The 23,050-nt window shown below is 71.5% G+C and carries 15 protein-coding genes; 2 read left to right on the forward strand and 13 right to left on the reverse strand.

Annotation, left to right across the window (positions count from 1 at the left end; genetic code table 11):
* Positions 1-5: 5 nt before the first annotated feature.
* The 3 genes from RB614_RS14300 to RB614_RS14310 all read right to left on the reverse strand — a co-directional run bounded on the left by RB614_RS14300 (position 6) and on the right by RB614_RS14310 (position 3,448).
* The gene (locus RB614_RS14300; RefSeq protein WP_308712956.1) at positions 6-1,823 is read right to left on the reverse strand and encodes a glycoside hydrolase family 15 protein; all 1,818 of its coding nucleotides are present in this window, start codon (positions 1,821-1,823) and stop codon (positions 6-8) included.
* Positions 1,824-1,840: 17 nt separating this feature from the next.
* The gene (locus tag RB614_RS14305) at positions 1,841-2,725 is read right to left on the reverse strand and encodes an SDR family oxidoreductase (protein ID WP_308712957.1); all 885 of its coding nucleotides are present in this window, start codon (positions 2,723-2,725) and stop codon (positions 1,841-1,843) included.
* A gap of 144 nt (positions 2,726-2,869) precedes the next feature.
* Entirely contained in the window at positions 2,870-3,448 is a 579-nt protein-coding gene (locus RB614_RS14310) for a TetR/AcrR family transcriptional regulator (protein WP_308712958.1), read from the reverse strand.
* Between the two features lie 91 nt (positions 3,449-3,539).
* Between RB614_RS14310 and RB614_RS14315 the strand changes: the two genes are divergently transcribed.
* Positions 3,540-3,986, forward strand: coding sequence for an anthrone oxygenase family protein (locus RB614_RS14315; RefSeq protein WP_308712959.1), 447 nt, complete (start codon positions 3,540-3,542; stop codon positions 3,984-3,986).
* Positions 3,987-4,126: 140 nt separating this feature from the next.
* On the opposite strand, the gene RB614_RS14320 is transcribed toward RB614_RS14315, so the two are convergent.
* The 10 genes from RB614_RS14320 to RB614_RS14365 form a co-directional block, all read right to left on the reverse strand.
* Complete coding sequence (locus RB614_RS14320) at positions 4,127-5,944, reverse strand: LamG-like jellyroll fold domain-containing protein (RefSeq protein ID WP_308712960.1); 1,818 nt, start codon at positions 5,942-5,944, stop codon at positions 4,127-4,129.
* A 65-nt stretch (positions 5,945-6,009) separates the two neighbouring features.
* Complete coding sequence (locus RB614_RS14325; protein WP_308712961.1) at positions 6,010-8,157, reverse strand: DUF6351 family protein; 2,148 nt, start codon at positions 8,155-8,157, stop codon at positions 6,010-6,012.
* Positions 8,157-11,867: a glycosyl hydrolase gene (locus tag RB614_RS14330; protein ID WP_308712962.1), complete on the reverse strand. Its 3,711-nt coding sequence runs from the start codon at positions 11,865-11,867 to the stop codon at positions 8,157-8,159. The genes RB614_RS14325 and RB614_RS14330 overlap by 1 nt, the downstream gene beginning before the upstream one ends.
* 58 nt (positions 11,868-11,925) lie before the next feature.
* Positions 11,926-13,917: a LamG-like jellyroll fold domain-containing protein gene (locus tag RB614_RS14335; RefSeq protein WP_308712963.1), complete on the reverse strand. Its 1,992-nt coding sequence runs from the start codon at positions 13,915-13,917 to the stop codon at positions 11,926-11,928.
* A gap of 108 nt (positions 13,918-14,025) precedes the next feature.
* Positions 14,026-15,483 carry a sulfatase-like hydrolase/transferase gene (locus RB614_RS14340; RefSeq protein ID WP_308712964.1) on the reverse strand — a complete coding sequence of 486 codons (1,458 nt, stop codon included), beginning with the start codon at positions 15,481-15,483 and terminating at the stop codon, positions 14,026-14,028.
* Positions 15,483-16,415: a dihydrodipicolinate synthase family protein gene (locus RB614_RS14345; RefSeq protein ID WP_308712965.1), complete on the reverse strand. Its 933-nt coding sequence runs from the start codon at positions 16,413-16,415 to the stop codon at positions 15,483-15,485. The genes RB614_RS14340 and RB614_RS14345 overlap by 1 nt, the downstream gene beginning before the upstream one ends.
* Before the next feature lie 31 nt (positions 16,416-16,446).
* Positions 16,447-17,997 carry an ABC transporter substrate-binding protein gene (locus RB614_RS14350; RefSeq protein ID WP_308712966.1) on the reverse strand — a complete coding sequence of 517 codons (1,551 nt, stop codon included), beginning with the start codon at positions 17,995-17,997 and terminating at the stop codon, positions 16,447-16,449.
* A 34-nt stretch (positions 17,998-18,031) separates the two neighbouring features.
* Positions 18,032-18,979, reverse strand: a complete 948-nt coding sequence (locus RB614_RS14355; RefSeq protein WP_308712967.1) for an ABC transporter permease — start codon at positions 18,977-18,979, stop codon at positions 18,032-18,034.
* Entirely contained in the window at positions 18,980-19,882 is a 903-nt protein-coding gene (locus tag RB614_RS14360) for an ABC transporter permease (RefSeq protein ID WP_308712968.1), read from the reverse strand.
* The gene (locus tag RB614_RS14365) at positions 19,879-22,113 is read right to left on the reverse strand and encodes a dipeptide ABC transporter ATP-binding protein (RefSeq protein WP_308712969.1); all 2,235 of its coding nucleotides are present in this window, start codon (positions 22,111-22,113) and stop codon (positions 19,879-19,881) included. The genes RB614_RS14360 and RB614_RS14365 overlap by 4 nt, the downstream gene beginning before the upstream one ends.
* Before the next feature lie 143 nt (positions 22,114-22,256).
* Here RB614_RS14365 and RB614_RS14370 point away from each other — a divergent pair, with 143 nt between their 5' ends.
* A complete protein-coding gene (locus tag RB614_RS14370) occupies positions 22,257-23,015 on the forward strand; it encodes a FadR/GntR family transcriptional regulator (protein WP_308712970.1) in 759 nt (252 codons plus the stop codon).
* The last annotated feature ends 35 nt before the right edge of the window (positions 23,016-23,050 follow it).

Consider the following 23,050-nt stretch of genomic DNA (forward strand, 5'->3'; position numbering starts at 1 on the left):
GTGGATCAGGCGGTGGCGCGGGCCAGGCTCACTCCGCTGGCGATGATCCCGATGTGGCTGAACGCCTGCGGGAAGTTGCCCATGAAGGCGCCCGTGGCCGGGTCGATCTGCTCGGACAGCAGGCCGAGCAGGCTCGTCCGGGCGCACAGGGACGCGTACAGGTCGTTCGCCTGTTCGAGCTGGCCTTGCTGGATGAGGTTTTCGACCAGCCAGAAGCTGCACAGCACGAAAGCGCCCTCGTCGCCTTCGATCCCGTCCGGCGCCTCCTCGTGCAGGTAGCGGTAGAGCAGGCCGTCACCCGCGGAGAGCCGTTGGGCGATCGCGGTGGTGGTGGCGATCATCCGTGGGTGGGTGGCGGGCACCACCTGACGCAGGGGGAGGGCCAGCAGGCTGGCGTCGAGCACACCGCCGCCGTCGAGGTGCGCGCTGAGCGTCTGTGCCTTCTCGTCCCAGGACCGGTGGAGGATGCTTCGGGTCAGCTCGGCGGCCGCCGCGCGCCAGCGCTCCGTCGGGCCGGGCAGGCCGAGCTGCTCGCCGAGGGCCGCCGCCCGATCCAGCGCCACCTGGCACATCGCGGCCGAGTAGGTGAACGCGCGGCCGTTGTTCCGGATCTCCCAGAGCCCTTGGTCTGGCTCCCGCCAGGCCGACTCGGCGGATTCGGCGAGACCGCGCAGCTGCGCCCACAGCGCCGGTTGCAGCTCCCCGCCGGCGCGTACCCATTGATCGGCGCAGTCGAGCACCTCGCCGTAGACGTCGTGCTGGCGCTGGTCGGCCGCGCCGTTGCCCCAGTGGACCGGGGCGGAGCCGCGGTAGCCCTCCAGCCCGGGATCCGCGACCTCGTCCGGCACCGGGCCACCGTCGAGGGTGTACATGATTCGTGGTTGCCGGCTCTGCTCGAACGCGTCGAGCACCCACCCCAGAAACGCGTCCGCCTCGTTGCCGAACCCGATGCGGCGCATGGCGAACACGGTGAACGCGGCGTCGCGTACCCATGCGTATCGGTAGTCCCAGTTACGGACGCCGCCAATCGGCGCGGGCAGTGAGGAGGTGGGTGCCGCGACCATGGCGCCGTTGACCCAGTCGTCGCAGAGCTTGAGGGTGATCGCCGAGCGCCGGACCAGGGGCTCCTGCGGGCCGCTGTAGGTGAAGTTGGCCATCCAGCGCCGCCACGCGTCCGCGGTCGTCGCCAGCATGTCCTCGGCGTCGAAGCGGTGGTGGCGGTGCACCCGGCCCCAGGAGAGCACCAGGTCCAGGTGCTCGCCTTCGTCCAGGTCGAAGGTGGCCGGCAGGCCGGTCAGGGGACGGTTGGCGCGCAGGTGCAGCCGCAGGTCGGGCCGGCGCGAGGGGCGGATCTCCAGGCCGTCGAGCGCGGCGCGGGTCTGGCCGCCGTCACGGGGCCGCAGGTCGATGTCGAGCCGGATGGTGCCGTTGCGGACACGCGCCGAGCGGACCAGCTCCGCGCGGCCCGCCGGTGCGTCGTCGGTGAGGTCGGCGCCGGGACGCACCACGATCGCGTCGGTGATCTCAAGCAGGCCGGTGGCGGTGCGCAGCTCGGTGACCAGCACGGCGGTGTCCGGTACGTAGCGCTGCCGCGCCTCGCGCAGGTCCTGGGCGGCGACCGTGAAGTGCCCGCCGCGCTGGTTGTCGAGCAGGCCGCCGAGCACCGGGTCGGCGTCGAACTGGGGCAGGCACAGCCACGGGATCGAGCCGTCGAGGCCGACGAGCGCCACGGTGGCGCCGTCGCCGATCACGCCCAGGTCCTCCAGCCGGAGGTAGCCGTCGGGTCGGTGTATGGGCCGCATCGGAGGGTTCGGGTCAAGCACGGGCTCTCCTCCGACCTCTACCGGGCGAGGACCCGGCCACCAAACAGGGCGAGCGTCTCACCGGTGACGTAGCTGCTGTCCGCGTTGCTGGCGAAGAAGAGGAAGGCGGGTGCGATCTCCTCCGGCTGCGCGGGCCGGCGCAGCGGTACGCCGTCGGTCAGGTCGCCGTAGCCGGCCATCTGCTCCGGGGTACGGCTCGACGCGTTCAACGGCGTCCAGACCGGTCCGGGCGCCACGCAGTTCACCCGGATGCCCCGCTCGATCAACTCCGTCGCCAGTGACTTGGTGAACGTGTGAATCGCGCCGTTGGTTTCGGCGTACCCGATGAGCGACGGGTTGCCCTCGAACCCCGCGACCGAACCGCAGTTGACGATGCAGCCGCCCGCCGGCAGGTGCCGTAGTGCCGCACGGGCCATGTAGAAGTAGCCCGACACGTTGGTGTGGAAGAGCTCGTCGAGCGCCTCGTCGGAGACGTCCGCCAGCGACGAATACTGGAACAGGATGGCGGCGTTGTTGACCAGGATGTCCAGCCGGCCAAGCTCCGCGACGGTACGCTCCACGGCCGCGTCGCAGAACGAGGAGTCCTTCACGTCGCCGGTCAGCACCAGGCAGCGCTGTCCCTCTTTCTCCACCAGCTCCCGGACGTGGTCGGCGTCCTCCTGCTCGCTGGGCAGGCAGACCACGGCGACGTCCGACCCCTCCCGGGCGAACAGCACCGCGACCGCAGCCCCGATACCGCTGTCCCCACCGGTGATCAGCGCCGCGCAGTCGGTCAGCTTCCCGGACCCGCGCAGCGCGGTCGCCTGGTTTCGCGGGCGAGGCTCCATCCTCGCGTCCAGCCCCGGCCTCGACTGGGACTGCCCGCGAAACGGTGGCGCGGGCTGCTCGACAACTCTGTTCATCACAAGGCCCCCCGTCAGTCGTCCCGCCGCGATGCCCCTGGCCGCCGCGGCTAAACACGACCCGCATGCGGTGGACGCACCGGAACGGCCGACGGCACGCCCGCTCCCCGCCGACTCCGGCGGTGTGCCCGCCGGGACGGTGCGTCAGAGGATGGCGAGCCGGTCCACCAGCAGCTCCGTCCTGCGCTCGGTGTCCTCCGGTGGCAGCCGCCCGGCCCGGGTCAGGGTTGCCAGCCCGTGCAGGGCCGCCCAGAACACCTCGGTGAACAGCCCCGGGTGGACGCCGTCGCCGGCGACCTCCGCGAGGCTCTCCAGCAGGGCGGCGAAGCCGTCCTTGAGAGGCTCCGGGGTGTCCTCCTTCGCGAACGCCAGGCCGCCGTCGAGCTGGAACATGGCGTCGTAGACCGCCGGGTTGCGCGCGGCGAAGTCGAGGTAGGCGCGGGCGAGGGCGGTGACCCGGGCGCGCGGGCCGGCCGCGGCGGAGGCCGCGGCCCGCACCGCCGCAGCCATCTCGGCGGCGCCTTCGAGCGCGACGGCGCCGATGATCTCGCGTTTGCCACGGAAGTGGCTGTAGAGGACGGGCTGGCTGTATTCGATGCGCTCGGCGAGCTGGCGGGTGGTGACCGCGTCCCAGCCCTGCTGCTCGGCGAGTTCGCGCGCCGTCGCCAAGATGAGGCGCTCGCGGTTTGCCCGCTCGCGCTCCTTGCGTTCCTGTACCGACATGATCCGATCCTAGCACCGCTAGACAATCGAGCAGCAGCAGAGCTAGCGTTGCAATGTCAGCTATCAACGCTAGATTCCCGGAGGGGTCGTCATGCTCAACGCACTCGAGGTGTTCACCACCGTGGTCGTCGGCGTGATGGTGGGGGTGGAGTTCTCCGTCGCCTTCGTCATCAACCCGATCAACGACGCCCTCCCGGACGACAGCGCCCTACGCGCCCGCGCCCACGGGGGCCGGATGCTCGGCGCCGTGATGCCGGTCTGGTACATCAGCTCGCTCGTCCTCGCGGCGGTCTGGGCCATCGCCGGATGGCACCACCCGGGCGCCGGCCTCGTCGTCGCCGCCAGCGCACTGCTGGTCCTCAGCGTGCTCATGTCGATCCTGCTGCTCGTCCCGATCAACAACCGGGGCAAGACGTGGACCCCCGACAACCGGCCCGCCGACTGGAAGCAGCAGATGAACCGCTGGGACCGCTACCACTACGTCCGCGTCGCCGTGCTCATCGCCGCCTTCGCCCTGCTGGTCGCCGCCCGCACCTGAGCCGGCGGGCCGGGCACCGCCCGCCCGCCGCACAATCCCTACCCCCGGCGGCAGCGGGCCACCGAAATCCGGCCGGATGATCCGCCGAAGACGCCGCGTCGACCAGTTGGCCGACGCGGCGTCGTGGTGGCGAAGTGCGGCTAGAACGGCAGTCGCAGGACCGCGCCGGAGACATCGGCCGCGTTCGTGGCTTGGATCCGGCCGATCTCGGTGCTGGTGAGCGCTCGCTTGTACAGCCGGGCCTCGTCGAGCGTACCGGCGAAGTGCTGCGCGCCGTCGAGTCGCTGTCCGAAGTGCATCGTGAACGGGCGTCCGGGGCTGACCGTGCCGGCCGGAGCGGTGGCGCTGCCGGCGGTTACGCCGTCCACGAACAGCCGCAGCGTGGTGCCCTGTCGCTGCAGGGCGACGTGGTGCCAACTGTTGTCGTTGTAGGCGCTGGTCGACATGACCGAGGCACCGTTGTCGCCGCTCTGGATACGGCCCTGGATGCGGTCGCTCCCTGGTTCGGCGCGCAGCCACACCTGGGAGTACTGGTCGCCGACGTTGTATGCCCAGAAGATGGGACGGTTACCGCTTGCGGCGTTGTACTTGATCCACGCCATGACGGTGAAATCGCCGCCGTTGACCGCGAGCGACTCGGCGAACGGCACCTGCACGTAGTCGTCGACGCCGTCGAGCGTGACGCCGCCGTCGAACCGGCCGCCGGCGACATGCGCCGCGCCACCCCGGATGCGCGCCGTGTTGTCCATACCGGACACGTCCGGCGAGGCGACGCCGCCGGAGTAGTTGTCCGGCAGCCCGAGATCCTGCTCCGAGAACCGGGTGACGCGGATCTCCTGGTGCGACACCTGACCGTCGTCCCCGGCCTCGAAGGCGAGGACGACGTTTCCGTCGTCCGCGACCGTCATGCCGCTGTAGCTGGCCGGTCCGGAGTAGATGAGCTTGCCGTCCGAGACGCTGTCCCAGGTGCGGCCCTCGTTGTAGCTCGACCGGATCACCATGTCGTGACGGTCGCTCACGTTGTCGCCCGTCCGGGTGCGGTGGTCGGCGGGCGCTGAGAACAGCACCCGGTTGTACCTGTCGCCGTCCAGAGTGGACCTCAGGGGCAGCAGGGCGCCGTATACCTTCGGCCCGCGGAGGTTGTCGACGACCTGGAACGGACCGGCGAACGTCGCACCACCGTCGGTGCTGGTGCCGTAGGTCCGGAACTCGCCGACGTCCCCGTCGCCGATGTTCTTGCGGGCCTGCACGTAGATCGAGCCGTCGTTCTGCTCGAACAGGCTCGGCTCACCCGCCCATTCGCCCGAGGTGTCGGAGATGGCGCCGAGGTGCCACTGCGTCTCGCCCGGGTCCTTGTAGACAAGCCGCACCCGGTGGCCACTCGATGGCGACGTCCACACCGCGACGACCAAGCGGCCGGCATGGGGTCCCCGTTCGAGCTGGATGCCGTGGCTCGGCCCCGGCCGAAGGCTCCAGTCCGGATAGGTGGGACCGTTGGCCCAAGTGTCCCCGTCATCGCTGCTGACGAGGATGAACGCGCTGGAGGTGTCGTCGGTGTCGGTCGGTGAGGTGTCGCGGCGGCCGAACATATAGATGTCGCCGGTGGTGCGATCGACCACCGGGCTCGCGTTGAGGGCGTCGGAGATTCCGCCTCCGCGCACCCGCTTGACCGGTGTCCAGGTCCTGCCGTCGTCGAGCGACCGGCGCACCACGATATCGGAGCTGCTGAAGTCCTCGCACTTCCCGGCGACGAAGTACTTCCCGGTGGCGACGGCGATGATCGTGCCCTCGTTGGTGGTCACCAGCCGGGGACCGCGGAAGCAGTCGTACCCGCCCATGCCTCTGGTGAACAGGTCGGCCGGTACCGGGATCGCCGCCTCGGCGACGGGTGCGCGCACGGCCACGCTCATCGTGCCGGCGAGCGCGAGAGCGAGGCAGGCGGCGGTCATGGCCGCCATACGAAGTCTCATCTGGGCCCTTTCAGGGGTTAGGAAACAGGGTGTCCTTTGTGGTCACGACGACATCACCTCAGTACCTGCCAGGGGCTCCTCCTCTGCTGCTGGCCGGTGCCGGGCTTCGACCAGTCACACACGCCCGCACCGAAGATCTCCACCAGCCGGGTGCGCTCGGCCGGCGTGAAGCCCACCTCGTAGTCACTCCATTCGACGTCCTTGCGCTGGCAGGCGACCACGTCGTCCGGCAGCGGGGCGCCGGCCACCAGTCGTGGTGTGGAGTAGGCGGGGTACAGCTGCCCGCACTCACCGGCGTTGTCAGCCGTGATCGGCTGGACGATCTCGCGGGGCTGGGTGTCGCGGCTCCAGCAGGCGTCGGTGAGGTCGTCGGGCTTGTTCCGTACCACCCGCTCGTGCGCCGGTCGCCCCGAGTCGTCCCCCGCCAGCGCGGTCAGCCAACGGTCCATACTGGACAGCGCGTACCGGAGGGTGGGGCTGTTCAGGCTGAACCCGCCGTACCGGTTGTCCTCGACCAGGAAGACCTGGTTGTCCGCGTCGCCGTTCACCGCCTCCAGCCGCGCCCGGGTGGCGAACCCGTGCGTCATCATGTGGATGTCGCCGTTCGTCGCGTCCTCGGTGTACGCGCGATAGTCGATGATCGGCGTGGCGGCCAGACCCATCCCGCCGTACAGGATGCGCCCGGTGCGGTACGCGGCGCGGGTCGCGATCGGGTCCGCCACGGTGCGGTGTGGCGTCGGCCTGGCGTCGAGGTCGAGTCCGCCGATGCCCTCGTTGAGGTCGAGGAACTGCCGCGTGGTGATCGCGCCGGAGTTCAGCGCGGCCAGCCCGTACTGCACTCCCACGTTGTCCAGCGGCCGCCGGGCGAACCCGGTGGCCGGGTCGCGTCCGTAGACGTTGACGGTGTGGTCGTAGACGTCCCCGCGCGCGCCGCCGGGGTTGGTCTGCGCGTCGTAGCGCAGCGCCGCGGGCAGCGCGGCGGGGAACTCGGCGGCCGGGTCGAGCCGGTTCGCCCCGTCGCTGAGGTTGTGGATGCTCTGCCACCGCCGGAAGCCGGCGACCTGGCGCTGCTGCTCCTGGCTGAACTCACCCGGCGCGACCTCGGTGAAGTAGTGTTCGAGCAGCCGGGCGTCGAACAGCGTGATGTTCGTCGCCGACGTGACGTCGGGAAAAGTCTGGCCGACCACGATGCCGTCCAGCAGGCCCGGGTAGTTGTCGGCGATCTGGTGGCTCTGGTAGGAGCCGCCCGAGGAGCCCCAGCCGATGGTGAAGAGCGGGTCGCCGTACCGCTCGACGAACCGTTCCTTCACGATCATCATCGTCTCGGCGGCCAGCAGGTCGTTGCAGTTGTTGCCGAAGACGTTCAGCGACGCCGACGCGACCGCGTAGCCCCGACCGAGCAGTTCCGGGGAGAGCACACCGCCGGTGTTCGTGCCCTGGGTGTACCAGCCGCGCCGGCAGCCGCCGCCGAACGTGTAGACGAGTCGGTCGTTCCAGCCGGGGGCGCGCTGGTCGAACGCGGGCTCCGCCGCGGCCGGGTCGTGCAGCATGGAGATCTGGTAGATCGCCCGGTTGAGCGTGCCGGTCTCGATCCGGATCAGGAACGGGACCGTCTCGCCGGTGCTGGTGGTCGTCCAGGCGAGGTCGTCGGGGCGGGCGGACGGGTCCGGCAGTGGCATCGTCTGGCCGGCGGTCGACCGGTACGCGTAGTCGACCCGGGTGGCCACCGAGCAGTCGCCGTCGAGCGGGGCGCCGAGGGTGCCGCCGTCGACCAGGCGGAACAGATCCGTGGTGCAGACGTACGGTGTCTGGTGTGGACCGCTGATCACCGGGCCGGTGGCCGGATGGTTCGTCACGACGAGCTGGTCGCGCAGCCGGCCGGCGGTCGCGACGAGACGGTTGGGCCCGGGGCGGAGCCGGTCGACCAGACCGGTGAGGGTGTGCGCGCCGGCGTCGGCCCGGAAGGAGCCGGTGATGTCCGTGCCGTTGAGCGAGAGCCGCACGTCGCGCAGCGGCCTGCCACGCGGCACCTCCGCGGCGACCAGCACGTCGCCGGCCGTGACCAGCTCGGGTCGGGCCGACAGCGACACCAGCCGCAGGCTGTCTCCTCCCCCGGCCATCGCTGGGCGGCCCGGCTGTGCCAGGGCGATCGGCGCGAGCACGACGGCGGCGCAGGCCGCGGCCACAGTGGAGCGGCGCATCATCGACCTCCGGGGTTGGCGTAGACGGCGAACTCGGCCAGTTGGGTGTTGTGGCCGGGCTGGGTGGGATACCACCCCTGTGTGATGCGCAGCCGCACGTAGCGAGCCCGGGTCGGCGTGACCGTCGTTGTGTGGTCCGCCCGCGGCGCGTCCACTTCGGACCCGACGGTCGTCCACCGCCTGCCGTCCAGCGAGGTCTGCACGTCGTACGCCCGCGGGGCCCAGCTTCCGCGTCCACTCGTCCCCACCGCTCGCACGACCGTGGGAAGCCCGAGGTCGACGCCGATGGTCTCCGGTCTCCCGGCGGTGGGTGCCTCTCCGGGCGTCTGGCCGCTCGACACCCAGTACGTCGACTCCTGCCCGTCGGTCAGGAACGACGGCGGATGCTGGTACTGGTAGGTCGACGCCCAGACGCGCGGATACGGGCTTCCGGTCGGGTTGAGCGCCAGGTTGCCGGAGTGCCGAAGCGTCACGTACGCCTGCCCGCGCGCCCCGTTGGAGGCCGCCGCGTCGACCACGAGGCTGGACGAGCCGGCATCGTTCCGGCCGCGCAGGCGCACCTGCGTCGTCACCGCCGCCCCTCCCGGAACGCGCAGGATCCGCTGATCGGGTGCCGCGTCGACCCCGTCGCCGGCCGTCACGCCGACCGACACCACCACCGGTCTGGGCGAGTTGTTGGCGATGCGGACGCGTGCCTGGTTGGCGCCGCCGGCCGCCAGCGGCAGTTCCCGTTCGAGGGCTTCCACGGTCAGGGTCGGCTGCCGCGCGTCGACCGGTGTCAGGCGCACCGGGCCGAGCAGTCCGTAGGCCATGCGTTCGCGGCCGGCCGCGCCGGTGCCCGGTGCCACCCGGACCGCGTTGAGCAGGGTCGAGGAGACGCGTACCGTCATGGTGTTTTCGCCCGGCCGCAGGAGGTGCCCCACCTCGATGTGCCGCGGATCCTGCGGATTCAGCGCCGGGATCCTGGTGCCGTTCACGGTGACGGTCGCGGTGTCGACGACGGCGCCCAGATCGAGGTACGCGGTGCGAACGCCGCCCCATGAGCGGTCCAGGGTGAACGTCGATGTGTACGTCCCTACGCCCGACGCGTCGCCGAGGTCGACGTCGTATCCGTTCGCCGGGGTGATCGCCGACCAAGGCGGCAGCGCGCCGCGCTCACCGGCGACGAGCGGGACCGCCCGGAGGCTCGTCCTGGTGGTGTCACCCGGCAGCCCCGACGCGCCCCGGCTCCAGCTCTCCACCTGGAGTGTCCAGTCGTCGAGAAGCACCGGGGCGAGCCCGTCGTTGCGCGCGACAGTCGGACCCCGTTCGGTCGCGGCGGTCCAGCGGAAGGTCTCGTCGCGGCGCGTGGAGAGCGCGATGACCTTCGTGTCGGCCGGCTCGAGGGCGACGTCGACCACCACGCCGTCCCGCGTACGCCGGTAGTCGGTGAGCGGTGTGATCTCGCCGGTCCACGTGTCCAGCTCGTACGGCCAGCCCTCGCCGGTGAGCGTCAGCCGCTGCTCCGCCGCCCACGACCGCTGGTTGAACAGGTAGTAGAAGTCGGTGGTCGGGTCGGTACGGCGGACGCTCAGCACGTCGGCGGAGTCGGTCGCGTGCGCGGCGGCGGGCCTTACGCCGAGCCGGGCGAGCAGGCCCGGCACGGCGTCGAGCTCAGCGACCCGGTGCACGGTGGGCCGCTTTGCCAACTGGCCGATCACGCGGCGCAGCTCGGCGTCCCGCGCCGCCGCATCGTGGAACCCCGGCGTCGCCGATGGCAGGTCGCCGACGAAGACGACCGGCAGGCCGGCCCGTGCCAGGTCGAGCAGCCGGTGCGCGGTGTCGACCGCCATCGTCGTCTGGTTCGCGAGGACGATCGCCTGGTACGCGCCGGCCTCTGGAAACAGCCGTCCGCGCGACACCCGCGCCGACGGCATCCGCAGGTGCGCCGGGCTGAGGTACTCGTAGGTGTAACCACGCTCGGCCAGCGGCGAGTCGCTCTCCAGCAGGGTTTCCGGTCCGGTCAGCGTGGTGGCCGGTGACCGCAGACCGAAGTCCTGCAGGTACATGGCCACGTCGAAGGTCGGCCTGCCCTGCCGGAGCACCAGTTGCAGCCGGGCCAGGTGGTCGTTGATCGCCCGGTAGTCCGGCCAGTTCGGGCCGCCCTTGGCCCCCCACGCCTCGGCGAACGAGGTGTTGCCGCCGTACGACATGCCCGGCCAAACCGCCTGGTCGGACGTACCCTCCCCCTTCGTCAGGTACGGGTAGCCGTGCCAGATCACCTGGGTCACACCGCCCGCGTAGCCGCGGTACACCGACCGCAGGTTGCCCGGCACCTGCCAGCCGCCCGCGGTCGTCGCCCACACGCTCTCCCGGGCCGCGCAGCACTCGCTGGACACGACCGGGGTGCGGTTGAGGTGCGCACCGACCGACACCAGGCGGTACGCCTCGATGTTGTCGTAGAACACCAGGGACTCGCCCTCGGGTACGTCGACGTGGGTGGCGGCCTCCGGCGTGTCGATGGGACCGCCGTACGGCTGGCTCCGCAGCGCCATGCCGCGGTCGTTCGCCCATTGACGCAACGGTTCGAGCCGGGCGTCGATGTACAGGTCGTTCCAGGTCTGCCGGTAGTCGGTCCGGATGCGCCGGCCGCTGCCGTCGGTGAAGTCGAAGAACGGCGCCTCGGTGAGGCCCGCCGATCCCGCGCCGGCGAGCGCCGGAAGCAGCGGGATCGGTGAGTAGCCCCGCCGCCGCTCCCACTGGCCGGCGAAGTCCCACGTCCACTTCTGCGACGTGCCGAGTTCGAGCGAGTCCTCGAAGAGGTCGACCCGGCCGGCGGCCTTGAGCGCCTCCCGCACCGGCGGCGTGAGGATCGACGAGTCGTAGAACTCCGTCGTCGCCCGCGCCCCCTGCGCGCCGAGGTGGTCGAGGAAGTAGTTCGGTTTGGTGGTGGTGAAGTTGTTGCGCAGCTGGCCGTCGCCGGTCTGGAAGAAGCCGATCAGCACGTACGTGTCACCGGCGTCGCCCGGCACGTCGAGGCTCAGCGCACCGTCGTCACCGACGCGACCGGTGAGGTCACGCACGCTGGCGCGGTCGAGCATCCGGGGGCCGCTGCCCTGGCTGTCGCAGGCCGCGTCCGCGCAGCGGGCCAGCAATGCGGCGACCAGCGTGTGCCGCGCGCCGGTCGGTGGTCGGGGGTCGTAGTTGGTCGGCAGGGCGCCGCCGTACCGCGTCCCTCCCTTGAGGAAGGCGTGCGAGAACACAAGCTGTTGCGACGCACGTGGATCGTTGACATCGGTCACCGTGGGTACGATGGCCGGCCACCGTGGACTGATCGTGAAGTCCAGAGCCAGGTCGAGGTCGTCGGCGCTCTCCAGCATCGTCTGGACCTTCCGCGCCCAGAGCGGCGACCCCCAGCCGTATTCGGCGAGGAACTCGGGGTCGAAGGCCCGGGGGCCGACGGCGGTGGTCGTGGCGACCTCCGCGCCGCCGGCGCCGATGGCCTTCATGTCGGCGAGCTCGGCGCGCAACTGCTCGTCTTCTGTGAAGGCCATCGGCATCCACCAGCGATACTTCGGACGCACCGTCGATGGTGGATCGGCGAACGTCCCGGCGGTCAGCCGTGGCGTGGGCGCCGTGGACCCGGCCGCGGCGGGGTTCGGTGGAGCCGCCGCCGTGGACGGGTTGGCGACCAGGGCGCCGCCGAGCACGGTCGCGAGGATGGCGCCCACGGCCAGAGGTGCCCGCGCACGGTGGCGTCTCGGGACAGGGAGCATCGCGGCACCGCCTTCAGGCGCCGGGTGGGATGACGGCGTTCATCGGCAGGTGTGCGGTGAGGCCACGGATGCCGCTGGTGTTCGTGGCACGCAACCAAGACAGCTCAAGACCGGAAAGGGCCCGGTCGTAGACGCGGAACTCGTCCATCGCACCGTGAAACCGGTTCGCCCCGTCGAGGCGCTGTCCGATGTAGATCGGTGTGGGATCGCTCGACTGGACGGCACCGGCCGCGCCGGACGCCGACGCGACCGCGGTACCGTCGACGAGCAGGGTGACCGTGCCACGGTGCCGGCGCAGCGCCACGTGGTGCCAGGCGCCGTCGGCGTACGCGCGGGCGGAGCTGACACTGGCCGAACCGGAGGCGGTGGTCACCGTGCCCCGGATCCGGTTGCTGCCCGGCTCGGCGCGCAGCCACACCTCCGGCTCGCCGTTCTGGCCGTAGGCCCAGAAGATGGCCTGATCGCGGCTCTTGTCCTCGTACCGGATCCAGGCCGACACGGTGAAGTCACCCGCACCGAGTACCGGGGTCGTCCGGTACGGCAGCTGCACCCGACCCCGCTGGCCGTCGAACTCCAGCGCCCGACCATACCGGCCCTTGGCGGTGGTGACGCCGTCGAACACCAACGCCGACCGGCCTCGCAGGTCGGGCGTCGTGGACGGAGTGTGCAGGTCACGGTGACTGAGCCGGACGAAGGCAATCTCCGAGCGGTAGTCGGTGGTGCCACGCTCGTACAGCAGCCCGAGGTCGCCACCGCGCAGCTCCACCATGTCGGAGTAGCCGCCCCAGCAGGCGCACTCCTCCACCGTGGCGCTCCGGTCGTTGGTACCCCACACCTGCACACCCTCGTCCGTGGAGTCCAGCGGGGTGTCGACCGACTGCCAGCTCAGCCCCTCGTCGAATGTGGAGCGGATCGTCGGCCGGATCCGCGGCTCCACGTTCACCGACGGCGCCATCGTGAGGATCCGGTTGTAGGCGTCACCCTCGTCGGTGGCCCGCAGCCGCAACGCGGACGACTGGATGGGCGGTGCTTCGAACCCGGGCACGTTGGTGTAGTCGCGGTGGTAGGTCTCGCCGCCGTCCCGGCTGATCGCGATCGACCGGTGCGGCAGCACGTTCGGGTCGGCCTGCTCCTGCGGGGTGCCCGCGTTCCAGTTCTGCCGGGCCCACACGAGGATGTCGCCGTTGACCAGCTCGACAAGGCTCAGCTCGCCGAGGTTCTGCCGCTCCGCGGGCGCGTACTCGACCTGGGCGCCCTTGTGCCAGGTGTCGCCGCCGTCGTCGGTGTAGGCGAGCATGAGGCCGAACTGCTGGCCGGCGCGGTAGTTGACGCCGATCACCAGCCGCCCGGCGTGCGCGCCGCGGGTGAGCTGGATGCCGTGTACCGGCGCGGTCTGCATGTGGCCCCACGTCGGGTCGTCCAGCTCCTCGTACATGCTGCGCGGCGGGCTCCAGGTCGCCCCGTTGTCGTCGCTGTGCTGCAGGTACGGGGTACGCGGTGCGCCTTCGTGGTTCTTGCCGGGCGTGGCCGGGTCGACCGGGTTGTGCGTGCCCATCAGCAGGATCCGGCCGTCCGGTGCGCCGGTGCTCGGCGCGCCCGGCAGCTTCCGGTACACGACCGGGCCGGGGTTGCCCCGGGTCGCCGGCGCCTCCGGATCGCCGTCCTCGCCGCGTGCCACCGTCTGCGCCGGCAGCCACCGCGTGGCACCGGCGGGCAGGCGCCGCAGCACCACCTCCATGTTGGACTTGTCGGCGCAGGTGTGGAAGCGGTGCTCGGCGAACGCCAGCAGCGACCCGTCCACCGCCCGGACGATCGCCGGGATGCGGTAACACCCGGACGGCACGTTCGGGCTGGAGAAGAGCACGGTGGTCCGCGTCCGGAACGGGTCCACAGTGGCCACCTCGGCAACGGCGGGCGCGCTCTGGACCGGTGTCAACGCTGCGGTCGCGCTCACCAGCGCGGCGACCAGCACCGCGCGATATCGGGGCGAACGATGTGTGGTCACGATCGACGTTCCTCTCCTCGTCGGGGGCCGGGAGTCGGGGTCGGGAGTCAGGGTCGGGAAGCGAGAGCCAGGAGCCGGGGCGGGGTCGGGGGTGTCGGGAGTCGGGCGTCAGGAGCCGGTGCGGTGCTTGGCCACCGCGCTGGCGAACAGCTCGTGCCGGGCGGCGCGGTCACCGCCGGCGACCGTGCCCCGCCGCGGGGCGTCGGGGTCCAGATAGGTGGGTGGCGTCGCGTCGTACAGCGCCCACCGCGCGGCGGTCTCGCGCATCCGCCGCAGCGCGTCGCCGTGCGCCGGGTCGTCGACGACGTTCGTCAGCTCGTGCGGATCGGCGGTCAGGTCGAAGAGGGCTTCCCCGGCGACGTCCGACCACAGCAGCTTGTACCGGTCGGTGCGGGCCATCCCCGCGATGCCGTGCCGGCGGTCTTCGGCGAAGACGCACTCGTGCCCGGCGGCCGGATCGGTCAGATCGTTGCCCGGCAACGGCGTCGCCGGCGGCAGCCCGCAGGTGGAAAGGACCGTCGGGGCGACGTCTATCAGCGAGACCAGCGCGTCCGAGGTCTCGCCGGGCCACTGCCGCCCGGGAAACTTGACCAGCAGCGGCACCTTCACCACCGGGTCGTACATCGGCCCGTCCTTGAGCAGCAGGTGGTGGAAGCCGAGGTACTCGCCGTGGTCGGCGGTGAAGACAATCAGGGTGTCGTCGTACAGCTCGCGCTGCCGCAGCAGGTCGAGCATGCGCCCGACCTCGTGGTCCAGCTGCGTGATGGTGGCGTAGTAGTGCGCCATCACCTGACGCAGCCGCGGCAGATCCAGCGGCCCGTAGTCGAAGTACTCCCGCCGGTGTCGCTGGTCGGCGTCCGGGATCGTCTCCGTCCAGCCGGGCAGCGGGGTCAGCGCCGCCGGGTCGTACACGTCGTCCCAGCCGGCGGGCGGGTCGAACGGGTGGTGTGGCTTGACGAACGACACGTGCAGCAACTGGCCACCGGCGCCGGACCAGCCGGCCAGCACCCGTCGCGCCCGCTCGCCGATCCAGGCGGTGGAGTGCCACCCCTCCGGCAGGTTCGACCGCCCGCTACCGTAGCTGTCCCAATAGGACTGTGGGGCCTGCGCGCGAAACTCGCGCTCCTGGTCGACCAGGTCGGTCACCGGCGCCAGCCCGGCCGCCGCCAGCTCCCGGTGGTAGTCGTCGTCGTACCGGCCGGGACCGTCCTGCTCGGCCAGCTCCAGGTGGTCGTAACCGACGTCGAGGTACGTCGGCGTGAAGTGCATCTTGCCGACCGCGGCCGTCTGGTACCCGGCCCGGCGCAGCGTCCGCGGGAAGGTGTCGATGCCGGGGGCGAGCGTGCAGTGGTTCGTCCAGCCGCCGTGCTGGCGGACGTGCAGGCCGGACACCAGCGAGTACCGGGACGGCGTGCAGACCGGAAACGGGCAGTACGCCTCGCGGTAGTGCACACCGTCGCCGGCGAGCCGGTCCAGGTGCGGGGTACGCACGTCCGGGTTTCCGGCCACGCCGAGGCAGTCCGCCCGAAACTGGTCGGCCTGGATGACGAGCACGTTCGTCGCCATCAACAGCCCCGGCCGGTGAACCCGAGCGCGGTCACCTCGGCGCGCAGCGCGGCCGCCCGCTCCGGCCCCGGTGACACCAGCGGTGGCCGGCATCCTCCACAGTCGACAGCGAACAGGGCGCCCATCGCCTTGAAACCGGTCAGCTCCCCGCCGTGCCGCGCGGCCGCGTCGATGACCTGCTGTGCCAGCAGCTGGCACTCCTGCGCCTCGGCCAGCTCGCCGCGGGCCGCGTGGTCGAGCAGCTGCCGGAAGAGCGGACCGGCGAAGTTGTACACCGATCCGATCGCGGCCCGGGCACCCCACTGCCACGCGGCGAGCACCAGCTTGGCGACGCCGACGAAGATTTCGTGCCGCCCGCCGGCGACGTGTAGGCAGCGTTGCAGGTCGACCATGTCGTTGTGGGCGAACTTGAGGCCGGCGAACGTCGGGATCTTCTCCCGGGCTTCCAGCAGCACGTCGCTGGCGCGCAGGTTGACACCGGTCATCGACGGGATGTGGTAGTAGGTGAACGGCAGGGTCGGTGCGGCGCCGGCGATGGCCGCGCAGGCGTCGACAAGTGCGGCCACCGTCTCCGGCCGGTGGAAGTACGGCGGGACGGCGGAGATCGCCCTCGCCCCCACCGACTCGGCGTGCTCGGCCAGCCGGCGCGCCTCGGTGACGCTGGAGTGTCCGACGTGGACGATGACGTCCAGCCGGCCGGCCGCGACCTCGCACCACCGCTCCACCAGGGCCATCCGCTCGGCGGTCGACAGGGACGCCCCCTCACCGGCGGTACCACCGACGTACGCCGCCGCCGAACCCCACGCGAGCAGGTCGTCCGCCTGCTTGGGCACGGTGTCGAGGGCGAGTTCGCCGGTCTCGGTAAACGGGGTGAACACGGCGGTGAGCAGTGCCATGTCCGGTCCGTCGGAGGAGTAGCGCAACGAGGTCATACGGTTCCTTTCAAACGCGCCTGCCGGCAGTTCAGCCCTTGGTCGCGGTGAGGTTGACGAAGTCTCGGACGTCGGTGACCAGGCCGGTGATGCGCTTGTCCAGTGCGAACAGCGACGGCATGGTGCTGATGCCGATCGCCCACGCCTCCTCGACGAGGACGGCGTTCAGCGCGGCGTAGGCGGTCTTCTGCGCCTCGGGCGTGATGGCCGAGCCGGCCGCGTCGACCGCCTCGACGTACGCGGGCGGCACCTTGTCGCCGAACGTGGTGTTCGCCTTGGTGGTCAGCATCTGCCGGCCCCGGGCGACAAGTGACGGGCTCTGCATGTTGTTCGGTTGCGCCGCGGCGGTGCACTGCAGCTTGCTGGCGAACAGCGCGTCGAGGTACGCCGCCTCCTCCTGTGGGGCGATCTCCAGGTCGAAACCGATCTTCTTCAGGTCGGCCTGGATGATCTCCAGCTTCGAGACGTCCGGGGTCCCCGAGGCCACGCCCGCCACGGCCTTGCGGGCGCCGCCCGAGCGCTCCAGCAGCGCCGCCGCCGCGTCCAGGTCGAAGCGGTGCGAGTCGAGGTAGGCGGGCTCGAACGCGGGCGAGGACGGCATGAACGCCGTGTACACCGGGTCGCCGATGCCGAAGTTGACCTGCTTGAGGATGCGTTCGCGGTCGATCGCCCGCCCCACCGCCTGCCGCAGGAGCTTGTTGTCGAAGGGCGGGATGAGGGCGTTCATGAAGAAGATCGACATCCGGCCGTTCCCCTCCACGAGGGTGTACCGGTCCCGCAGCCGGTCCGCGTGCCGGAACGCGATGTACGCGGCGCCGTCGACCGAACCCGACTCGAGCGCGGCGACGAGAGCGTCCTCGTCGGTGAAGAACCGGTACTCCACCTCGTCCAGGAACGGCTTGCCGGCGTCGTAGAAGTCGGGGTTCTTCTTCAGTACCAGGCGCTGGTTGCGCTGGAACTCCACGAGCCGGAACGGGCCGGAGCCGGCCGGCTCGTGCTCCAGCTTGGCCGGGGTGTTGCTGGCCGCCGGGACCAGCGGGAAGGCGAACATCCAGTCGAGCACGAGCGGCTCGGGGGTGGGCCGCTTGAAGTCCAGGCGCACGGTCCGGTTGTCGACCGCGGTCGCCGCGGCGATGAACCCGGTCGGCTGGGCGAGGGTGAACCCGGCGTCCGGGTCCTGTGCCCGCTTGACCCCCGTGACGACGTCGTCGGCGGTCACCGGCGCCCCGGAGTGGTACGTCGCCTGCCGCAGCGTGATGGTGACCGACCCGCGGTCGGCGGCGAACTCCCACTTCTCGGCCCCGGCCGGGATGGGCTTGTAGGTGCCGTCGGACGGGTAGTCGACCAGGTACGTGTAGAAGGAGTGGATGTGGATGTCGGTGTTGGTGAGATAGGGATCGAACTGCATGATCTTCGTCGTGCCGAGCGTGATCTTGCCGGTCGTGCCGCCCCCGCTCTCCGCACTCCCGGAGCCGCAGGCGCTGAGCAATGGCGCGCCGGCGAGCGCGCCAGCCGCGAGAAACCCGGTCCGCAGCAGCGTGCGGCGGGCGATGAGGCGGGACTGAATCGGGGAAATGGTCATGGCGATGCCCCTGAGAGTTGGGATGGGGGTGGACTCAGGTAAGCCGGATACGTGGGTCGAGGACGGCGTAGAACACGTCCACCAGCAGGTTGAGCAGCAGGAAGGCGGCGACCACGAAGAGCACCCCACCCTGTACGAGGGCGTAGTCGCGCTCGCCGATCGCGGTGTAGAGCAGGCGTCCCAGACCGGGGTAGTTGAAGACGGCCTCGATGACGACGGTGCCGCCGAGGAAGCCGCCGAGCTGGAGCCCGACGATGGTGACGGTTGGCAGGGACGCGTTCCGCAGCGCGTGGCGGCGGATCACATCCCGTTCCGGTACGCCCTTGGCGCGGGCGGTGCGGATGTAGTCCTTGCCCATGACCTCGCCGAGGGAGGTGGCCAGAAACCGGGCGGTGACGCTGGAGGTGTGCACGGCGATGGCGGTCGCCGGCAGGATCGTGGCGGTCAGCGCGCCGCCCGGGTCCTGCCACAGTGGTACGAAGTCACTGGAGGCGGGCAGCCACCGCAACTGCACGGCGAGCACGATGATCAGCAGCAGGCCGAGCCAGAACGCCGGCACCGCAAGGCCCGCGGTGAGGTAGCCCTGTAGCACCCGGCCGACCACCGCGTACGGCCGCAGCGCCACCACGATGCCGACCGGCACCCCGATGAGCAGGGTCAGGGCCATCGCGAACCCGGCCAGCTGCACCGTCGCCGGGATCCGGTCGAGCAGCTCGCCGACCACCGGCTGGCCCGAGTAGTACGAGTCGCCCAGGTCGCCGGCGACCGCGTGGCCGATCCAGGACACGTACTGCTCCACAATGGACCCGCCCAGGCCGAGCCGCTCGCGGGTCGCCTCCAGCTCCGCCTCGCTCGCGTCCGGGCCGAGCAGCACCGTCGCGGGATCGCCGGGCAGGGCGAACGTGAATCCCCACACCGCGATCGAGCCGAGTAGCAGCACCGCGGCGAACTGCAGCAACCGCCGGACCAGGTAGCCGTACATCTAGACCGCACCTCCGGTAGTGACGCGCGCCGCCACGTGCGGGCCGCTGCCACTCACCGCGAGCTGCAGGCCACGCCCGATCCGGTCGAGGCAGAACACGGTGGCGACCAGGCAGAGCCCGGGGAACAGCCCGTAGCTCGGGCTCTGGTAGAGGTACGAGCGGGCGTCCTGGAGCATGCCGCCCCAGGACGGCGCCGGCGGCGGCGTTCCCAGGCCGAGGAAGGTCAGGCCCGCCTCGACCACGACCGCCATCGACGCGGTGACGACGAGCTGGATGACGATCGGACCGAGCACGTTCGGCAGCACCGTACGCACCATCGTGTCTGGCGTGCTCGCGCCCATCCCCCGGGCGGCGAGCACGAAGTCGCGGTCCCGGATGCTGAGCGTGGCCACCCGGGTGAGGCGGGCGAACTCCGGCACCGCACCGATCCCGATCGCGAGGATCAGGTTGAGCCGTCCCGGACCGAGTACCACGATGATGACCAGCGCGAGCAGGATCCCCGGCACCGCGAGCAGCAGATCGACAAGGCGCATCGCGACCGCGTCCACCCACCGCCCCAGATAGCCGGCGAGTAGCCCGAGCGGTACCCCGATGCCCGCGCCGACCGCGGCGGCGCCGGCGGCGGCGACGAGTGAGGCGCGGGCGCCGTAGATCAGCCGGGACAGGATGTCGCGGCCGAGCTGGTCCGTGCCGAGCAGGTGCGCCCCGGACGGGCCGAGCAGCGGCTCGCCGTCTTGCGCGGCCGGGTCGAACGGGGCGACCAGCGGCGCGAACAGCGCGAGCGCGGCCAGCACCAGCAGCCCGGCCGCGCCGGCGACGGCCGACCGGGACCGGGCGAACCGGCGCAGCGACGCCAGCCGCCGCCGAGGCGCTGGCGTGGGCGCGTTCGGGGCCGTGCTCATCCGCGCACCTCCGGTCCCTGGCCGGCGGCCGGCTCGGCGGGTCCTGGTGCGGCGGTCTGCTCGGCCGGTCCCTGGCCGCCGGCCTGCCCGCCGGGTTCCATGCCGGCGGTCCGCTCCGCGAAGTGGCATGCGGTGTGGCCGCCGGCGACGAGCCGCAACGGCGGTTCCTCTTCGGCGCAGACGGCGGCCGCGATCGGGCACCGGGTGCGGAACCGGCATCCCGAGGGCGGATCCACCGGGCTGGGTACGTCACCGCCGAGCGGCACCCGCTGCCGGTCCGCGCGGCCGACCGGATCCGGTACCGGCACCGAGGCGAGCAACGCCCGCGTGTACGGATGGCGCGGGTCGTCGTACACCCGCCGCACCGATCCGGACTCGACGATCCGGCCCAGGTACATCACCGCGACCTCGTCCGCGACCTGACGGATCACCGCGAGGTCGTGGCTGACGAACAGGTACGCCATCGCCGACTCGCGCTGCAGGTCGGCGAGGAGGTTCAACACCTGCGCCTGCACGGATACGTCCAATGCGGACACCGGCTCGTCGAGGATCAGCAGCCCCGGCCGGGAGGCCAGCGCCCGCGCGATCGCGACCCGCTGGCGCTGCCCGCCGGAGAACTCCGCGGGCAGCCGGTCCGCGTGCTCGGGCCGCAATCCCACCCGGGTGAACAGGTCGGCCACCTGGCGGCGGCGCTGGCCGTAGGGCAGGCCCTGCAGCCGCAGCGGCTCGGCGACGTTGTCACCGACGGTCAGCCGCGGGTTCAGCGAGGCGTACGGATCCTGGAACACCATCTGCGCGCGCCGCCGGATCCGCCGCAGCTGGGACCGGCCCGCCTTGCCGACGTCGTCGCCGTCGACAAGGATCTGGCCGCCGGTCGGCTCGACGAGGCGCAGTACGAGCCGCGCGAGCGTGGTCTTGCCGCAGCCGGACTCGCCGACGAGCCCCAGCGTCCGCCCGGCCGGGACCCGCAGCGACACCCCGTCCACCGCGTGCACCCACGCGGACGGGCGGGCGAGTACGCCGGAACGCACGGGGAAGCGCACCATGGCCTCGCGGATGTCGAGCACCGGCGCGGCCGGCTCGCGGGCGCTCCCCGGTTCGCCGGCGCCGTCCGGCGCACCAGCCGGCTCGGCCCGCGCACCCTCCGGGCGGGCGGTGAGCAGGCCCGCCGCCTCGTCCGGAAAGTGGCAGGCGCTCCCTGCGGTGCCGCTGCCGTCGGGCACCGCCTCCGGCCGGACCTCGGTGCACACCGCGCGGCCACGGGAGACCGGGCACCGGGGCGCGAAGGCGCACCCCGGCGGCAGGTCGCTCGGGTCCGGCGGCTGTCCCGGGATCGGAAGCAGGCGGTCGGACGCCGTGTCGAGCCGGGGCAGCGCGCCGAGCAGGGCCGCCGTGTAGGGGTGTCGCGGCCGGGTGAAGATCTGGGTGACGTCGCCGGCCTCGACGATCCGGCCGCCGTACGTCACGCTGACCCGGTCGGCGGTCTCCGCGACGACGCCCAGGTCGTGCGTGATCAGTACGACGCCGGCGCCGGTCTCCTGCCGCGCCACCCGCAGTAGGTCCAGGATCTGCGCCTGCACGCTGACGTCCAGCGCGGTCGTGGGCTCGTCCGCGATCAGCACCTTCGGGCGGTTGGCGATCGCCATCGCGATCATCACGCGCTGGCACATGCCACCGGAGAACTGGTGCGGGTACTGGTCGTAGCGGGTCGCCGGGTGAGGGACGCCCACCATGTCGAGCAGCTCCACGACCCGGGTCCGCGCCGCATCGGCCGACAGGGCGCGGTCGTGCACCCGCAGCGCCTCGGCGATCTGGTGGCCGACCCGCTGGACCGGGTTCAGCGCCGAGATCGCGTCCTGGAAGATCATGGCCACGTCCCGCCCGAGCCGCCGCCGCAGGTCCGGCTCGGGCAGGGCGAGCAGGTCGACGTCGCCGAGCATGGCCTTCCCGGACACCCGGCGCAGGTTTGGCGTGCGGAGCAGACCCAGCGCGGCGAGCACCGACACGCTCTTGCCGGACCCGGTCTCCCCCACCACACCGAGCGTCTCGCCGCCGAGGACGTCGTAGCTCATCCCGTCGACCGCGCGCACCACGCCCGCCGGCGTCGTGAACTCGACGACCAGATCGCGCAGGCTCAGCACCGGTCGTCCGGCGCGATCCGGCGCCACGGGCGGGGCGCTGCCGTGCGCGGTCCCGTCCCGGACCGCGCCGTCGAGGGCTCCACCTGACACCGACGACCTCCTCCGCGCTGGCGTGGCCGACGCATTGCTGCAAGATGTCCTACAGATTTCGCTACCGTAGGGTCCATAGATCATGGTGTCAAGACTGGCAAGATATCCTACAGGTTGGCGCGAACGGGAGGTCGATTCAGAGAGTGGCGACTCGGCAGGACGACGTGGAGCCGGAGTTCCGGCGGCTGGGCAACCCAGCTCCGCTGCACCAGATCGTGCAGCACGAGATCAGAAACTACATCCTCAAGCAGGGGCTGCGCCCCGGTGATCCGCTCAAGCCGGAGTCCGAGCTGGCCCGGCTGTTCGGGGTCAGCCGCAACTCGGTCCGCGAGGCGGTCAAGGCGCTGGAGTCCACCGGCGTCCTGGAGACGCGCCGCGGCAGCGGCGTCTACATACGCGACTTCTCCTTCACTCCGCTGCTCGACCACCTCCCGTACGGCCTCATGCAGGACCAACGGGCCCTGCGCGAGCTGGCCGCGCTGCGCAAGACCCTCGAAGCCGCCCTCATCACCGAAGCGATGCAAGCCATGTCGCCGGAGAGCGTCACCGCGCTGCGGGAGACCCTGGAGACGATGCGCGGGCTCGCCGAACAGGGTGAGGGCTTCGCCGAGCAGGACCGGCAGTTCCACCAGCTACTGTTTCGCGACCTCGGCAACGCGATGCTGCTGCGACTGTTCGACCAGTTCTGGCTGGCATTCCACGCGGCGGTGCCACCGGCGCGCGGCCGCACGCCGATGGACGCCTACCACGGCCATGCCGCCATCCTCGACGCGATCCTCGCCGGCGACCCGGACCAGGCGCGCACGGCGGTCCAGGACCACTACATCGGCATCGAGTCCAAGCTCGCCGCGGACCCGCCGACGGAGGCGCCGCCCACCGAGATGACCACGGAGCCACATTGACCAGGCGACCCGGCCGGTCAACCGTCAACGGCGCC

The organism is Phytohabitans maris (assembly GCF_031085175.1).
Taxonomy (GTDB): Bacteria; Actinomycetota; Actinomycetes; order Mycobacteriales; family Micromonosporaceae; genus Phytohabitans; species Phytohabitans maris.

Coding starts and splice junctions, on each gene's coding strand:
- RB614_RS14305 (WP_308712957.1), bottom strand. CDS start 2,725: ATGAACAGAGTTGTCGAGCAGCCCGCGCCACCGTTTCGCGGGCAGTCC.
- RB614_RS14310 (WP_308712958.1), bottom strand. CDS start 3,448: ATGTCGGTACAGGAACGCAAGGAGCGCGAGCGGGCAAACCGCGAGCGC.
- RB614_RS14315 (WP_308712959.1), top strand. CDS start 3,540: ATGCTCAACGCACTCGAGGTGTTCACCACCGTGGTCGTCGGCGTGATG.
- RB614_RS14320 (WP_308712960.1), bottom strand. CDS start 5,944: ATGGCGGCCATGACCGCCGCCTGCCTCGCTCTCGCGCTCGCCGGCACG.
- RB614_RS14325 (WP_308712961.1), bottom strand. CDS start 8,157: ATGCGCCGCTCCACTGTGGCCGCGGCCTGCGCCGCCGTCGTGCTCGCG.
- RB614_RS14340 (WP_308712964.1), bottom strand. CDS start 15,483: ATGGCGACGAACGTGCTCGTCATCCAGGCCGACCAGTTTCGGGCGGAC.
- RB614_RS14345 (WP_308712965.1), bottom strand. CDS start 16,415: ATGACCTCGTTGCGCTACTCCTCCGACGGACCGGACATGGCACTGCTC.
- RB614_RS14350 (WP_308712966.1), bottom strand. CDS start 17,997: ATGACCATTTCCCCGATTCAGTCCCGCCTCATCGCCCGCCGCACGCTG.
- RB614_RS14355 (WP_308712967.1), bottom strand. CDS start 18,979: ATGTACGGCTACCTGGTCCGGCGGTTGCTGCAGTTCGCCGCGGTGCTG.
- RB614_RS14360 (WP_308712968.1), bottom strand. CDS start 19,882: ATGAGCACGGCCCCGAACGCGCCCACGCCAGCGCCTCGGCGGCGGCTG.